Genomic DNA, 15,080 nt, shown 5'->3' on the forward strand with positions numbered 1-15,080 from the left:
GCGCCGCCATGCTGGATTCCGCTTCGACCGACCCGCTGCTGCAACCTTACCGGCTGAAGCATCTGGTGCTGAAGAACCGCGTGATGACGACCAGCCACGAACCGGCCTACCCCGAGGACGGCATGCCGAAGGCCCGCTATCGCGCCTATCACGCCGAACGTGCTAGGGGCGGCGTCGCATTGGCGATGACGGCCGGTTCCGCCGCTGTCAGCCGCGACAGCCCGCCGGTCTTCAACAACATCCTCGCCTATCGCGACGACGTGGTGCCGTGGATCCGCGAACTGACCGATGCCTGCCACGAACATGGCTGCGCGGTCATGATCCAGCTGACCCATCTCGGCCGCCGCACGACGTGGAACAAGGGCGACTGGCTGCCGTCCGTGTCGCCCGGCCCGCACCGCGAACCGGCCCACCGCGCCTTTCCCAAGGTGCTCGAGGATTGGGACATCGCCCGCATCGTCCAAGACTACGCCGATGCCGCCCAGCGGATGCAGGCCGGCGGCATGGACGGTATCGAGTTGCAGGCCTACGGGCACCTGATGGACCAGTTCTGGTCGCCGCTGACGAACCGGCTGGACGGGCCCTACGGCGCGGATACGCTAGAAAACCGCCTGCGCTTCACCTTCGACGTGCTGTCCGCCATCCGCAGGCAGGTCGGCCCCGACTTCATCGTCGGCATCCGTTATACGGCGGACGAGACGCAGCCGGGCGGCATCACCGCAAAGGACGGCATCGAGATGTCGAAAATGCTGCGCGATACGGGCATGGTGGATTTCCTGAACGTCATCCGCGGCCGCATCCATACCGACCCGGCGATGACCGACGTGATCCCCATCCAGGGGATGCGCAGCGCCCCGCATCTGGATTTCGCGGGCGAGGTGCGGCGCGCCACCGGCATGCCCACCTTCCACGCCGCACGCATCCAGGACGTGGCCACCGCCCGCCACGCCATCGCGGCGGGGCTGCTCGACATGGTCGGGATGACACGCGCGCACATGGCCGATCCGCATCTCGTGCGGAAGGTCGTCGAAGGGCGGGAACACGATATCCGCCCCTGCGTCGGCGCGAATTACTGCCTCGACCGCATCTATCAGGGGGGCGAGGCCTTGTGTCTGCACAATGCCGCCACCGGCCGCGAATCGACCATGCCGCACGAGATCCCCAAGGCCGCCACGCGGCGGCGGATCGTCATCGTCGGCGCCGGTCCGGCGGGGCTGGAAGCCGCGCGTGTCGCCGCGGCGCGCGGGCATGACGTGACCGTGCTGGAAGCCGCGGACGCGCCCGGTGGCCAGGTCCGCCTGACCGCCCGCTCGCCCCGCCGGGCCGAGATGATGGGCCTGATCGACTGGCGCGTGTCCCAGTGCGAGGCGGCGGGCGTCATCCTCCGCTACAGCACCTGGGCAGAGGCGGACGATGTGACCGCGCTGTCCCCCGAGGTCGTGATCGTTGCCACGGGCGGCATGGCCAACACCGTGCTGTACGAGACGGGAGAAGAGCAGCCGCATGTCGTCACAAGCTGGGACATCCTGTCAGGCGATGTCCTTCCCGGCGGCCGCGTCTTGATCTATGACGAGGCAGGCGACCATGCGGGGTTGCAGGCTGCCGAGGTCGCGCTGAAGTCGGGTGCCAAGGTCGAAATCATGACCCCCGACCGCACCTTCGCGCCCGAGGTGATGGCGATGAACCTGACGCCCTACATGAGGGCCTTGCAGCACGACGACGTGACCTTCACCATTGCCCGCCGTCTCAAGGCCGTCGAACGGAACGGCAACAGCCTGCGCGCGATCATCGGCACCGACTATTCAGACCGTCATACCTACGCGGATTACGACCAGATCGTCGTGAATTACGGCACCTTTCCGCTGGACGATCTCTATTTCGACCTGCGCGACGCATCGTCGAACGGCGGCGCGGTCGATCACGACGCCCTGATCGCCGGGCGACCGCAAACCATCCGCACAAACCCGGCCGGCACCTATCAGCTCTTTCGCATCGGCGACGCCGTCTCCGCCCGCAACACCCACGCCGCCGTGTACGACGCCCTGCGATTGATGAAGGATCTCTAGGGGGAGGGGAAGATCTTTAGTAAATGGGCCTTTGCTGGACCGGTGAACGGGGGTGTGCGGTCAGGTGGCGGAGGGCGTGGGATTCGAACCCACGGTACGCTTGCACGTACGCCGGTTTTCAAGACCGGAGCATTCGACCGCTCTGCCAGCCCTCCGAGCGGCCCAACTATGCCGTCCGGGGGCTGGGCCGCAAGACGGTTGTCGGTCTGCGGCGATCGGGCGGTCGCCGCTTATCTGTTCCCGGATGAGATGCCAGATTGCCGTGGAACGATCCGCTGCCGCCCTCGTTGGGCAGACGAACGCGAAACACCGAAGGAGAATTTTATGCGATTTCTTGCCACCACAGCCGTCGCCCTGACCGTCGCCGCGACCGGCGCCATGGCGCAGGACGTTGTCCGCGTCGATCCGATGACGATGGAAGCCGACGCGCTTTACAGCATGCAGGGTCAGCTGATCCGCACCCGCGACATTACCGGCGGTGACATCTATACGTCGAACGAAGCCCATGACGAGATGAGCTGGGGCTACGAGGGCGTTTATGACGGCGTCGGGGCCGACTGGAACGATATCGGCGATATCGAGGACATCATCCTTTCGACCGACGGTCAGATGATCGGCGTCGTGGCCGAGATCGGCGGATTTCTCGACATCGGCGACAAGCACGTGATGATCCCGCTGAAGGATGTCAGCCTCGTGCCCGTGGACGATGCCAACTATGCGCTGATCACGCGGTATAACGAGGAGCAGCTCGAGCAGCTTCCGGGGATCGACGAAGGCTGGTGGGACTGATCCCTCCAACCGCTATCAAGGGGAAGGGGGCCGTGTGCCCCCTTTTTCATGGCAGGCGCAGGCCGCCCTTGCCAAGCCGGGTCGCATTGGCGCGGGTCTTTCGCGCAATGGGCCTGAGGGCGGCGGTGGCGATCTGATCGGGCCGCTTGCCGGACAGGAACGCGCGGTTCGCCGCACTGGCGGCGGATTGCATGGCGGCGACCTTTTCCGACACCATGCGCGTGTTTTCCGAGGCGCTGACCGGCCAAAGCCCCGCCATGCCGCACAAGCGCATCGCGATCACCGCCTGCGCCTGCGCCATCATCGTCGTCGTCGCGATGCCGAGCCGCATCAGGTCGAGCGGGGTCGGATAGGCGTTCGCGTTATGGGGCATGGGGTGGCCGATCCTTGTGATGATCGCAGGACATGCGGCTTTCCGGCGGTCCGCGTCAAGCGCCGACAGCCGCGCATAGGCATGACGGTGTGTCGGCTTTTGCAAGCGAATGGGGTGGTTATTCGTCGATGTGCCGGGCCTCGTCCACCAGCATCACGGGAATGCCGTCGCGGACGGGGAAGGCCAGACCGGCGGATTTGCTGACCAGTTCCTGCCGGTCTGCATCCCATGACAGGGGTCCGTGGGTCCTGGGGCAGACCAGCGCTTCCAGCATGCGGGGGTCGAAGGGTTTTGCGGTCATTGCATCCGGCTTTCGTCGCTGCCCGTATGCAGGGCAAACTCGATCAGCGTCACCAGCGTCTCGCGCCGGGTCGTCAGTGTCGGCGCTTCGAGAAGGGCCTGCTTGTCCTCGGCCTGGAAGGGGCAAAGCATGGATAGGGCGTTGATCAGCAGCTCGTCCTCGGCATCGCTCAGGCTGTCCCAGTCGGTCTTCAGTTCCTCGGCATCGAAATAGCGGTTCAGAAGGGTCAGGAACTGCTTGCGGTCGAATCCGGGGTCGCGCTCGGCCGGGCCCAGATCGCGCTCGAACCCGTCGAAGGACACGTCGCATTTGCGGTAGGGGGTAAAGCCGTTGACCTCGGCCCTCACGCGGAAGCGCGAGACGCCCGAGAGCGTGATCATATACCGCCCGTCCTCGGTTTCCGAAAACGCCGTCAGGCGTCCCGCGCAGCCGATGGAATGCAGCCGTGCGCTGGCCCCGCCCGGAACCTCGCGCGGCTGGATCATGCCGATCAGCCGCGATTCGGTCTTCATGCAATCCTCGACCATCGCCAGATAGCGCGGCTCGAAGATGTGAAGCGGCAACCGGCCGCGCGGCAGCAGAAGCGCGCCCGGCAGCGGAAAAACCGGGATGGTCGTGGGCAGATCGGCAACGTTGAACATCACTGGCAGTTAGGCCGTCCGGCCCGACAGGCAAACGCCTCTAGACGAATATCATCGACGACAGCCTGCGGCGTCCCCGAAGCACCAGCGGATCCTTGGCGGGCAGGGCATCGAAGACGGTGAAAAGCTGCGCTCTGGCAGCGCCGCCGTTCCAGTCCCGGTCCCGGCGGAACAGTTCCAGCAATTCGTCGATGGCGGCTTCGGTATCTCCATGGGCCAGCAAAGCGGTCGCCAAATCGTAGCGGGCCTGATGGTTGTCGGGATCGGCCTCGACAGCCGCCCGCAGATCGTCCACCGGGCCGGCATCGGCCGCTTGCCGGGCAAGGACAAGCTGGGCATGCGCGGCTTCGAGTTCGGGGGCGTGCGCAATGGACGCATCGGCACCGTTCAGGATCGCCTCGGCCTGATCGAGATCGCCGAGCGCGATATGCGCGCGCACCAGCCCGCCATAGGCGGCGGGATGGTTCGGTTCCTCGCCCAGGATCGCGGCGAAGGTCTGCGCGGCATCCACGGCCGCCCCTTCGGCCAGCATCGCATCGGCCGCGGCGACCGCAACGTCAAGGCCGCCGCTGGCATCGCCACCCGACATCTTGACCAGGCGATCGACGAAGGCGGCGATCTCGGACTGGGGCACGGCCCCCTGGAAGCCGTCGACGGGCTGGCCCTTGAAAAACGCATAGACGGTCGGGATGGACTGGATCCGCAACTGCGCCGCGATCTGCTGGGCCTGATCCACGTCGATCTTGACCATCCGCACCGCGCCCTTCGCGGCGGTCACGGCCTGTTCCAGCATCGGTCCCAGCGTCTTGCACGGTCCGCACCAGGGCGCCCAGAAATCGACGATGACGGGGACCGTCTGGCTGGCATCGACCACGTCGGTCATGAACGTGGCTTCCGACCCGTCCTTGATGATGTCGTCGGCCGGCGCGGCCTTCTGTCCCAGTTCCAGCATGGCAAAGCCCTTTATCCGCATTCGTTATCACAGATGGCGCATCGTCCCCATCCTTGCAAGGCGCGCTAAAGGTCGAAGCTGGCCATGACCGGCACATGGTCGGATGGCTGGTCCCATCCCCGGACGGGGCGCAGGACGCGGCTGGAATGGGCGGCGGCGGCGATGTCGGCGCTGGCCCAGACGTGATCCAGCCGGCGGCCCTTGTCGGCCCTGTCCCAGTCGGGCGACCGATAGGACCACCAGGAATAGAGCGGCCCCGCGGGAATGTCGGCGCGCGTCACGTCCACCCAGGCGCCGGCCTCCTGCGTCTCGCCCAGCGCCGCGACCTCGACCGGGGTGTGGCTGACGACCTTCAGCAACTGGCGGTGCGACCAGACATCGTCCTCGCGCGGCGCGATGTTCAGATCGCCCACAAGGATTGCGCGGTGCGGCCGGTCCGCCCGGAACGCGTCGCGCATGGCGGCGAGATAGTCGAGCTTCTGGCCGAACTTCACGTTCACCTGGCGGTCGGGCACATCGCCCCCGGCGGGGACGTAGTGGTTGTGGATCGTGACGCCGTTTTCCAGCCGCGCGGCGATGTGGCGCGCATGGCCGAGCCCCGCGTGATCCTCGGCCCCGGCCTCGGCGATGGGCAGGCGCGACAAGATGGCGACGCCGTTATAGCCCTTCTGGCCCCGCGCGACCGCATGACCGTATCCCAGCGCCGAGAAATCGGGCAGCTTGTCCACCGGCGACTTGCATTCCTGCAGGCACAGCACATCCGGCGCTTCCTCGCGAAGAAAGCGTTCGACCAGCCCGGCGCGCAGCCGGACCGAGTTGATGTTCCAAGTGGCCAGGGTGAAGGGCATGCGGCGCCTCGTCAGATCGGAAAGCGCCGGACCCTAGTGGCCGCCCGACGCGCCGTCCAGCCCGCTGGGCGATGCGGGCGCGGCGCCCCCTGTCCTGTCGGCTTTCGCGCCGTCAAAGCGTGTAGAGCGGGGGTTTGTTATGCGCCTCGTGGATGGCATTGACCGTCGCCTTGTCCAGCGACAGACCTTCGGCCAGGGCATGCAGATACTCCGCCTCGGCGCGGTTGTCGGGTTCGATGGCCAGGACGCTGGCGGTATAGACTTCGACCTCGTGGCCCTTGGGCACGTCGCGGGCCAGGGCCTCGGCATCGACGGGGGCGGCCATCTGCTGTTCGACGAACGCGGTCTCGTCCGGGTCGCTATCGCCGATCACGGCCATCAGCGCCTCTCGCTCCTTGGGGTCGATCTCGCCATCCGCGCGGGCGGCCTGGATCATCGCGCGGATCATCAAGCCAGCGGTGTTTTCCTCCTCGGGGGTGTCGACGGGCGTTTCGCGTGTCGTGTCGAGCAACCCGCGCATTCTGCTGGCCCCGGTTGCGCCGCCCGCCGCGCCCGCCAGCCCGCCCAGCAAACCGCCGAGGCTGCCGGCACCCTGGCCTTGGACATTGCCGGTCATCCCGGCCTCGCTCGCGCCGGTCGGCCCCGCGATGCCCAGCGATCCCAGCAGATTGCCGAGGCCCCCGGCGCTCGACCCGCCGGAACCGCCGATGCGGCCGATCATGCCGCCAAGGCCGCCGCCGGCACCGCCGCCGCGTTGCCCCTCGGCCAGCTTGCGCTTCACGCCCTCCATTCCGCCGGCGTCGCGGAACGCCTGAACGCCCTTCGCCGCGGCGAATGCCAGCGCCATCTTCACAGCCATCTTCTTCAGCGACATCCCGATGCTCCCTTTCGCGTGATCGTCGAAGGGCAGATAGGGGCCGGCGCGTCTAGCTTCCAGTCGCGGGCCCCGGATCGGCGGCGATCCTTCGCGCAAGAGTGCCCACGGTCAGGCCCTGCACGACGATCGAGAAGACGACGACGATATAGGTGCTGGTCAGGATCAGCGGCGTCCATTCCGTTTCTGGCAGCGACAGCGCCAGGGCGACCGAAATGCCGCCCTTCAGCCCGCCCCATGTCATCACCCGCACGACGCCATTCTCGAATCCGCGAAAGGGGCGCAGCAGCAGAACCGGGATCAGCACCGCCGTCAGACGCGCGACCAGCGACAGGATCACCGCGGCAAGTCCTGTCAGGACCGTGTCGCCGTCGAAGACGATGGCGAACACCTCGATACCGATCATCAGGAACAGGACGGCATTCAGGATCTCGTCGATCAGCCGCCAGAAACCGTCGACATAGCGGCGCGTCTCGGCGCTCATGCCCCGACGCGCGCCGACATCGCCGATCAGCAGGCCCGCGCAGACCGCCATGATCGGGGCCGAGACGCCCAGCGCCACGGCCAGCTCGTAACCGCCGAAGGCCAGTCCCAGCGTCAGCAGCACCTCGAGCGAATAATCGTCGATCAGCCGCATCAGACGGAACGTGGCGAATCCCAGCACAAGGCCCAGCACGGCGCCCCCCACCGCTTCGCGCAGGAACAGCGTCGCCGCCGCCGAAAGGCCGGACGCATGGTGTTCGGGGGTCGGCACGGCCATGCCGATCAGGATCAGGAAGACGACATAGCCGACCCCATCGTTGAACAGCGATTCGCCCGCGATCTGCGTTTCCAGCGACCTGGGCAGATCGGCCTGCCGCAACACGCTGAGCACCGCGACGGGATCGGTGGGCGAAATCAGCGCGCCGAAGACCAGCGCCAGCAGCAGGGGCATTCCCGTGACCCAGCTGAACCCGATTCCGACGACCAGTGTCGAAAGCGCCACGCCCAGCGTCGCCATCAGCAGCACGACGGGCCACTCGGCGCGCAGATCCTCGATCTTGACATGCAGCGCCCCGGCGAACAGCAGCAGGCCCAGCATTCCGTCCAGCAACGAGCGCGAGAACTCGATGTCGCGGACCGTTTCGCGCACGGCGTCGTCCAGCATCAGACCGGGGAACAGCGTGCCCACCGCCAGCAGCAAGATCGAGGCCAGAAGCGACACGATCAGAATGCCGATCGACGACGGCAGCCGCAGGAAGAGGTAATTGATCGACCCGAACAGCCCCGCCAGCACGATCAGCGACGACGCGATCTGAAGAACGCTCATCCTGCGGGCCTCATCGTGGCAGGGGGGATGGAGCGGGCGAAGGGAATCGAACCCTCGTCGTAAGCTTGGGAAGCTTCTGCTCTGCCATTGAGCTACGCCCGCGTCGGGTTTCGATTAGGCCGGTTGCGGCCGTCCCGTCAAGGCGGCTTCGCGCCGTGGCGCGACGAAAGCGCCGCTTGCAGGGCGTGCCTTGCGCGCCTAGGTTCGAGGCAACACGAATGGAGGGCGGCATGACGCCCAAGCGTCCCACAGGTGCGGGCGCGTTCCCTGCAACGGTCGAGCCGTCCGGCACCACCAGACCCGATCCGGCCGCGCTCTATGCCGCGCTGGATCTCGGCACGAATTCGTGCCGGATGCTGGTTGCCCAACCCAAGGGCAGCCAGTTTCACGTCGTGGACAGCTTTTCCAAATCCGTCCAGCTGGGTCTGGGGCTCGAGGCGACGGGCAGGCTCAGCCGCACGTCGATGGGCCGCACGATCCAGGCGTTGCGGATCTGTCAGGACAAGCTGCGCAAGCATTCGGTCGCGCGGATGCGGCTGGTGGCCACCGAAGCGTGCCGCCGGGCCAGCAACGCCCAATCCTTCATCGAAGGCGTGCGCCGCGAAACCGGCCTGTCCATCGAGGTGATAGAACCCGAGGAGGAGGCGCGGCTGGCCGTGGTCAGTTGCGCCCCCCTGGTCAGCGTGCGCACCGAGCAGCTGCTGGTTGTCGATATCGGCGGCGGATCGACCGAACTGGTCTGGATCGACCTGACCAGCGTGCCGCGCCGCGACAGGCCGCGCGCCATCATGCGGCTGCACAAGGGGTTCCGCCCCGCCGAGGGCTCACCGTTTCCGGCGGCGCGTGTGGTGGACTGGATCAGCGTCCCGCTGGGCGTGGCCACCTTGCGCGAACAGTTTGACGACGTGAAGAACGACGCCGCCCGCTTCGCCCTGATGAGCTGGTATTTCGAGGAGAACCTGGCCAGCTTCTCCCCCTACGCGAAAGAGCAGAAGCGCGAAGGCTTCCAGATCATCGGGACCAGCGGCACCGTCACGACCGTCGCCGCGTCGCATCTGGGGCTGCGCCGCTACGACCGGAACCGGGTGGACGGTCTGCGGATGACATCCGATCAGATCGACGCGGTGATCCGCGATTATCTGACGCTGGGGCCGGAAGGGCGGCGGACCGATCCGCGGATCGGACGGGACCGCCACACGCTGATCATGTCCGGCTCGGCGATCTTGCAGGCCCTGCTGCGGGTCTGGCCGACCGACCGGCTGTCCGTCGCGGATCGCGGACTTCGAGAAGGGCTGCTTTACGCGCAGATGTCCGCAGACGGCGTGCTGGAAGACAGCCGGGACTGACATGCGGGAACTGAAAGGATGACCGGGTGACGAATGGCGGCAAACCGAAGGCCGGCAAGACCAGCGGACGCGGTCAGCGCGACCTGAAGGTCAAGGTGCGCACCGCGCGGGGCCGCAAGCTGTCCTCGACGCTGTGGTTGCAGCGGCAGTTGAACGATCCCTACGTCAAGAAGGCGCAGGCGCAGGGCTTCCGCGGGCGCGCCGCGTTCAAGATCCTGGAACTGGACGACCGCTTCCGGTTCCTCGTTCCCGGCGCGCGCGTCGTCGATCTGGGTTGCGCGCCCGGTGGCTGGTGTCAGGTCGCGGTCGAGCGTGTCAATGCGCTGGGCCTGCGGGCCGGCAAACGGCAGGGCCGCGTCCTCGGGATCGACCTGCAGGAAGTCGAGCCGATCGCGGGGGCCGAGCTGCATGTGCTGGACTTCATGTCCGACGGTGCGGACGCGCAGGTGAAGGATTGGCTGGGCGGCGGCGCGGATGTGGTGATGTCCGACATGGCCGCCGCATCGTCGGGCCACAAGCAGACCGATCATCTGCGGATCGTCGCGCTGTGCGAGGCCGCCGCGGCGCTGGCTTTCGACGTTCTCGACGACGGCGGCACTTTCGTCGCCAAGGTGCTGGCCGGCGGGGCCGAGGGCGATCTGCAAAAGCTGCTGAAACAGCGGTTCGCCAAGGTGTCGAACGTCAAGCCGCCCGCCAGCCGGGCCGACAGTTCTGAAAAGTATGTGGTTGCCACCGGCTTTCGCGCCACCCCCGCACCCTGACCAATCAGCGGGCCAGCACCAGATCCGCCTTCAGCCCGCCAAGCCGTGCCGACCGGTCCAGCCGCAATGTGCCGCCATGCTGGCGCGCGATGTCCATTGCGATCGACAGGCCCAGGCCGACCCCGCCGCCGCGGTCCTGATTGCGCGCCGCATCTAGCCGCAGGAACGGGCGCATCGCGTCGTCCCGGCGCTCGGGCTCGATCCCCGGCCCGTCATCCTCGACCGTGAAGACGATCGTGCGGGCGCTGGCCCTGACGGACAATTCGGCCCGGCTGCCGTACCGCACGGCATTGCCGATCAGGTTCTCCAGCGCCCGCGTCACCGCCAGCGGCCGCAATTGAACCGGGCCATCGGTTTCGCACGCGGCCAATGTCACGTCCTGCCCGGCGCGGTGGGCATTCTCGGCCAGATCGCGCAGAAGCTGGGCCGGATCGACCTCGGCCGGATCGTCGAGACTGCCTTCGCGCGCGAAGTCCAGGAACGCGTCCAGCATCGCCTGCATCTCGGCCACGTCGCGCTGCATCGCCGCCGCATCCGCATCGTCCAGCATCGACAGGCCCAGCTTCATCCGGGTGAGGGGGGTGCGAAGATCGTGACTGACCCCCGACAGCATCAGCATGCGCTGTTCGATCTGACGCTCGATCCGGGTCCGCATGTTCAGAAACGCCGAACCGGCTGCGCGCACCTCGGTCGCGCCGGCGGGGCGATAGGGAACGATCCGCCCCTTGCCGAACGCCTCGGCCGCGTCGGCCAGGCGCTTGATCGGACGCAGCTGATTCTTCAGGAACAGATAGGCGATCACCGTCATCAAAAGGCTGGTCACAAGCATCAGCACCAGCAACTGATGCGGATTGGACGCCGAGACGCGCCTGCGGTCGATATCGAAGGCCAGCGTGCCGTTCGCCGTCGGCACGCTGAGAAGGACGCGCCGATGCTGCGATTCAAGGTCGATGCCGTCCACCGCCCCCAGCTTGTCGCGCAGGGTCTCGATCACCAGACGGCCGGACAGATCGAACGCCTCGCGCCTGTCCCCGGCGACCGGCGCCGCGGCAAGCCGCGCGTTGAGTTGCAGATCGTCCGCCACCGGCCCCATGGCGTCGCGCGCCGCCGCCGGGTCCGGGGCCGCGTCGGCCAGCGCCACGACATGCCGCAGGTCGAGCGCCAGGCTGGCCGTCATCTGCGCCGTCACGTCCTCGTAAAGGCGCTGGATGAAGACCACCGACACGACAAGCTGGATGCCCACCACCGGCAGAAGCAGGATCAGCGCCGCCCGGCTGTAAAGCGACCGTGGCAGATAGCGTCGGGGACCGGGGAATGACATGATACCGCAATAGGGCAGGGCCGGAGGGGGCGGAAGGGTGTTGCAACGGGTGACAAAGCTTGAACCGGGATTGCGTCGCGTGCTCGCGCCCAACCCGTCGCCGATGACGCAGGCCGGAACCAACACCTATCTTCTGGGGGGCGACGATGGCCTTGCCGTGATCGACCCCGGCCCGGACGATTCCGTGCATCTCGACCTGGTGATGCGCACGATAGGCCGCGCCCGCGTCAGCCATATCCTCGTCACGCATTCGCATCTCGACCATTCCGCGATGGCGCCCCGCCTCGCGGATCGCACGGGCGCCCCGGTCCTGGCATTCGGATCCCCCGAGATGGGCCGCAGCCCCCGGATGGCGCAACTGGCGACGACCATGCCGCTGGGCGGGGGCGAGGGTGCCGACACCACGTTCCGCTGGGATCGCCGGCTCGAGGACGGCGCGATCGTCGAGGGCGCGGAATGGACGCTGCGGGTACTGTGGACGCCGGGCCATTACGGCAATCACCTCTGTTTCGCATGGAACGACCGCATCTTCACCGGCGATCTCGTCATGGGATGGGCCACATCCATCGTGTCGCCGCCCGACGGCGACATGGCGCAGTATCTCGCCTCTTGCGAAAGGCTGGCGCGGCAATCCGCTTCGGTCCTGTTTCCCGGTCACGGCGATCCCGTCACCGATCCCGCGGACCGGATCGCGTGGCTGATCGCACACCGCAAGGCGCGCGAAGCGCAGGTCCTGAAGCATCTGCGCGGCGGCCCCGCCGACGCAGAAACGCTGGCCCGCGCGATCTATACCGATACGCCCGCCGCCCTGATCCCCGCCGCGACACGCAATGTCCTGGCGCATCTGCTCGACCTGCACGAACGCGGCCGCGTCGCCGCCGACCCGCATCCCGGCCCGACAGCCTCATTCGCCCTGCGCTGACCCCCATCTTTATCCCTCACCCCTCTGGACGCCCCGCCGCACCCTTGCTATAGGGCGGTCGGTTTTCCGGCGTAGCTCAGCGGTAGAGCAGTTGACTGTTAATCAATTGGTCGTAGGTTCGATCCCTACCGCCGGAGCCAACAATTCCTGAAGCATTGACAGTGTAAGCCCATTGCGGACCGTCGTGGCCTTGCTGGTAGACCGATCCTGTTGGGGCGTCATCGGGGTGGCGCGGCCATGGGTGGCACGGTGCCCCAAGTCGGACGCGTATAGGGGAAAAACCGTTTCAGGCGGCCGATGGGCGCTTCGTAGCAGCGGAAGCTGAGGGCGGCGACGAGGATCGTCGCCGCGATGACCACGACGGTCTGGAAGGTATGCGCGGTATCGGTCAGGTCGGCGACGGTCCGGCGGAAAGCCATCAGGACGAACGGGTGCAGCAGGTAGATGCCGAAGCTGATCCGGCCGATGAAGACAAGCGCGGGCCGACGCAGCGCCGTGGCGAGGGGCGCAAGCCTGCCGTCCAGCAGCAGCGCGATGAGGGCGGCATAGCAGATCGCCTCGGCCGTGGGGAAGACGACCCAGAACGGTCTGTAAAGGATTTGCATGTTATGAAGGACGAGGGCCGCCCCCGCGACGATGAGGGCGATGGCAGGAACCGTGCGGCGCAAGTGCCGCGTCATCGGAGGGATGTTCGTCCATCCGCAGCGGGTCATGGACAGGAACGCGCCCGCCGCCAGCGCATCGGTATGCGACAGCAGATAACCGGGTTGCTGTTGAAATCCCACGGCGAAGACGGCGGCCCTGCATACCGGCGCGACGGCGATCAATGCCAGCGTCAGCGGGACAAGCAGGCGGATCGGCACGAACAGGACGGCCAGTGGCCAGAGCAGATAGAACTGCTCCTCGACGGCGAGGGACCAGAAATGCCCGGCGGGAGGATAGAGCAGCGGGCCGGTCGCCAGATCGCCGGCCCAGATCGCGCCGGGCAGGTTCGACAGAAACACCGCGTGATAGCCCAGAACGCCGCCGGCGCCCGCCCCGTCGAAAACCGCGATGGCCAGCACGACGAAGTAATAGAGCGGGAAGATCCGCAGAAAGCGCCGGATGTAGAAGGCGGGAAGGACGCCGCGCCATCCGTCCGTTTCCGCATGGCGGCGGCAGTCGATCAGGATGCTGGTGATGAGAAAGCCGCTGAGGACGAAGAACAGTTGCACGCCCATATGGCCGAACGGCGCCCGGTCCAGAACCGCCTGGACGACCGGACCGCCCCGGAAATGCGCCGCGAGCACGGCAAGGACCGCGATCGCGCGCAGGCCGTCGAGTTCGGGCACATAGCCCAGCGCGCCGGCGCGCTTGGTCAGTTCGGGGGGGGGGGAAGGGGGCTGAAGCGGACAAACGGGGGTTATCTGTAAAGGATTTGGTGCAATGGACGGGTCTGATGCTTCGGAAGTAACCACGGGTTGAACGTCCAGGCAACGCATCGCAGGCGTTGCGCATCATTCCGCTTGATCCGTGGCGGCGGGGCCGCAATGATGCCGGACAGGGCCCGTCAGAGGCCGGGGAGGATCACATGCCGGACCAGGTGCTGTTCGCCATCGAGGTGACGCTGAACGGGCTTATGGCCGGCGTGCTTTACGCGCTGGTGGCGCTGGGCTTCGTCCTGATCTTCAAGGCGAGCGGCATCTTCAACTATGCGCAGGGCGTGATGGCGCTGTTTGCGGCGCTGACGCTGGTGGGGATCATGGAAGGGCAGGTGCCCTTCGGGCATCTGATCAATTCGATATTCGGCACCGACATCCACGGCTTCGGCTGGCAGGTGCCGGCGCTGCTGGCCATCGTGCTGACGGTTCTGGTAATGATCCTGTTCGCCTGGGCGGTGAACTGGCTGGTGCTGCGGCATCTGGTCGGGCAAGAGCCGATCATCCTGTTCATGGCGACCATCGGGCTGGCCTATTTCCTGGAAGGGCTGGGCGACATGATGTGGGGCGCCGACATCAAGACGCTGGATGTCGGGCTGCCGCAGGGACTGAACACCTGGATCGACGAGACGACGTTCGACATGTTCGGTTACGGGTTCTTCATCGACAACCTCGATCTTTCGGCGACGGTGGTGGCGGCGCTGCTGGTGGCGGGGCTGGTGCTGTTTTCGCAATACACCAAGCAGGGCCGCGCGCTGCGGGCGGTGGCCGACGATCACCAGGCGGCGCTGTCGGTGGGCATCGGGCTGAACTGGATCTGGGTGCTGACCTGGTCCATCGCCGGGTTCGTGGCGCTGGTCGCGGGGATCATGTGGGGGGCGAAGTCGGGGGTGTCCTTCTCGCTCAGCCTGATCGCGCTGAAGGCGCTGCCGGTGTTGATGCTGGGGGGCTTCACCTCGATCCCCGGCGCGATCGTCGGCGGGCTGATCATCGGGGTGGGCGAGAAACTGTTCGAGTTCACGGTGGGCGGCATGATCGGCGGGGCGACGGAAACGTGGTTCGCCTATATGCTGGCGCTGGTCGTGCTGGTCTTTCGGCCGCAGGGCCTGTTCGGCGAAAAGATCATCGAGAGGGTCTGACGGGACCGGGCCGGGCAGTC

The 15,080-nt window shown here is 66.9% G+C and carries 15 protein-coding genes and 3 tRNA genes; 7 read left to right on the plus strand and 11 right to left on the minus strand.

What is annotated here, in order from left to right; genetic code table 11:
- The first annotated feature begins 8 nt into the window (after positions 1–8).
- A complete protein-coding gene (locus tag OCGS_RS01870) occupies positions 9–2,066 on the plus strand; it encodes an NADH:flavin oxidoreductase (protein ID WP_007425520.1) in 2,058 nt (685 codons plus the stop codon).
- A gap of 65 nt (positions 2,067–2,131) precedes the next feature.
- Here OCGS_RS01870 and OCGS_RS01875 read toward each other — a convergent pair.
- Positions 2,132–2,221 (minus strand) — tRNA-Ser (locus OCGS_RS01875).
- Between the two features lie 169 nt (positions 2,222–2,390).
- Here OCGS_RS01875 and OCGS_RS01880 point away from each other — a divergent pair.
- Complete coding sequence (locus tag OCGS_RS01880) at positions 2,391–2,855, plus strand: PRC-barrel domain-containing protein (RefSeq protein ID WP_007425521.1); 465 nt, start codon at positions 2,391–2,393, stop codon at positions 2,853–2,855.
- Positions 2,856–2,901: 46 nt separating this feature from the next.
- Here OCGS_RS01880 and OCGS_RS01885 read toward each other — a convergent pair whose 3' ends face one another.
- The 8 genes from OCGS_RS01885 to OCGS_RS01920 all read right to left on the minus strand — a co-directional run bounded on the left by OCGS_RS01885 (position 2,902) and on the right by OCGS_RS01920 (position 8,255).
- Positions 2,902–3,228 carry a hypothetical protein gene (locus OCGS_RS01885; protein ID WP_007425522.1) on the minus strand — a complete coding sequence of 109 codons (327 nt, stop codon included), beginning with the start codon at positions 3,226–3,228 and terminating at the stop codon, positions 2,902–2,904.
- Between the two features lie 118 nt (positions 3,229–3,346).
- The gene (locus tag OCGS_RS01890; RefSeq protein WP_007425523.1) at positions 3,347–3,529 is read right to left on the minus strand and encodes a Trm112 family protein; all 183 of its coding nucleotides are present in this window, start codon (positions 3,527–3,529) and stop codon (positions 3,347–3,349) included.
- Positions 3,526–4,170, minus strand: coding sequence for an LON peptidase substrate-binding domain-containing protein (locus tag OCGS_RS01895; RefSeq protein ID WP_007425524.1), 645 nt, complete (start codon positions 4,168–4,170; stop codon positions 3,526–3,528). Before OCGS_RS01895 ends, OCGS_RS01890 begins: the two co-directional genes overlap by 4 nt.
- A 40-nt stretch (positions 4,171–4,210) precedes the next feature.
- Positions 4,211–5,122, minus strand: a complete 912-nt coding sequence (gene trxA, locus OCGS_RS01900; protein WP_007425525.1) for a thioredoxin — start codon at positions 5,120–5,122, stop codon at positions 4,211–4,213.
- A gap of 65 nt (positions 5,123–5,187) precedes the next feature.
- The gene (locus OCGS_RS01905) at positions 5,188–5,970 is read right to left on the minus strand and encodes an exodeoxyribonuclease III (protein ID WP_007425526.1); all 783 of its coding nucleotides are present in this window, start codon (positions 5,968–5,970) and stop codon (positions 5,188–5,190) included.
- 112 nt (positions 5,971–6,082) lie between these two features.
- Positions 6,083–6,844, minus strand: a complete 762-nt coding sequence (locus tag OCGS_RS01910; protein WP_007425527.1) for a tellurite resistance TerB family protein — start codon at positions 6,842–6,844, stop codon at positions 6,083–6,085.
- A 52-nt stretch (positions 6,845–6,896) separates the two neighbouring features.
- A complete protein-coding gene (locus OCGS_RS01915; RefSeq protein WP_007425528.1) occupies positions 6,897–8,153 on the minus strand; it encodes a cation:proton antiporter in 1,257 nt (418 codons plus the stop codon).
- A 28-nt stretch (positions 8,154–8,181) separates the two neighbouring features.
- Positions 8,182–8,255, minus strand: a tRNA-Gly gene (locus tag OCGS_RS01920).
- A gap of 128 nt (positions 8,256–8,383) precedes the next feature.
- On the opposite strand from OCGS_RS01920, the gene OCGS_RS01925 reads away from it, so the two are divergent.
- Both OCGS_RS01925 and OCGS_RS01930 read left to right on the plus strand, forming a co-directional pair.
- Complete coding sequence (locus tag OCGS_RS01925) at positions 8,384–9,499, plus strand: Ppx/GppA phosphatase family protein (RefSeq protein ID WP_040610361.1); 1,116 nt, start codon at positions 8,384–8,386, stop codon at positions 9,497–9,499.
- 26 nt (positions 9,500–9,525) lie between these two features.
- The gene (locus OCGS_RS01930) at positions 9,526–10,260 is read left to right on the plus strand and encodes an RlmE family RNA methyltransferase (RefSeq protein ID WP_007425530.1); all 735 of its coding nucleotides are present in this window, start codon (positions 9,526–9,528) and stop codon (positions 10,258–10,260) included.
- 4 nt (positions 10,261–10,264) lie between these two features.
- Here the strand turns inward: OCGS_RS01930 and OCGS_RS01935 are convergent, their stop codons facing one another.
- Complete coding sequence (locus tag OCGS_RS01935) at positions 10,265–11,581, minus strand: ATP-binding protein (RefSeq protein WP_007425531.1); 1,317 nt, start codon at positions 11,579–11,581, stop codon at positions 10,265–10,267.
- A gap of 103 nt (positions 11,582–11,684) precedes the next feature.
- On the opposite strand from OCGS_RS01935, the gene OCGS_RS01940 reads away from it, so the two are divergent.
- Both OCGS_RS01940 and OCGS_RS01945 read left to right on the plus strand, forming a co-directional pair.
- A complete protein-coding gene (locus OCGS_RS01940; protein ID WP_083848170.1) occupies positions 11,685–12,503 on the plus strand; it encodes an MBL fold metallo-hydrolase in 819 nt (272 codons plus the stop codon).
- 65 nt (positions 12,504–12,568) lie between these two features.
- A tRNA-Asn gene (locus OCGS_RS01945) sits at positions 12,569–12,643 on the plus strand.
- A 78-nt stretch (positions 12,644–12,721) separates the two neighbouring features.
- Here OCGS_RS01945 and OCGS_RS01950 read toward each other — a convergent pair.
- The gene (locus OCGS_RS01950; protein WP_007425533.1) at positions 12,722–13,834 is read right to left on the minus strand and encodes an acyltransferase family protein; all 1,113 of its coding nucleotides are present in this window, start codon (positions 13,832–13,834) and stop codon (positions 12,722–12,724) included.
- A gap of 239 nt (positions 13,835–14,073) precedes the next feature.
- Here OCGS_RS01950 and OCGS_RS01955 point away from each other — a divergent pair, with 239 nt between their 5' ends.
- The gene (locus OCGS_RS01955; protein WP_007425534.1) at positions 14,074–15,060 is read left to right on the plus strand and encodes a branched-chain amino acid ABC transporter permease; all 987 of its coding nucleotides are present in this window, start codon (positions 14,074–14,076) and stop codon (positions 15,058–15,060) included.
- Positions 15,061–15,080 lie beyond the last annotated feature (20 nt).

It is taken from the genome of Oceaniovalibus guishaninsula JLT2003 (genome assembly GCF_000299575.1).
In the GTDB taxonomy this organism is placed as follows: Bacteria; Pseudomonadota; Alphaproteobacteria; order Rhodobacterales; family Rhodobacteraceae; genus Palleronia; species Palleronia guishaninsula.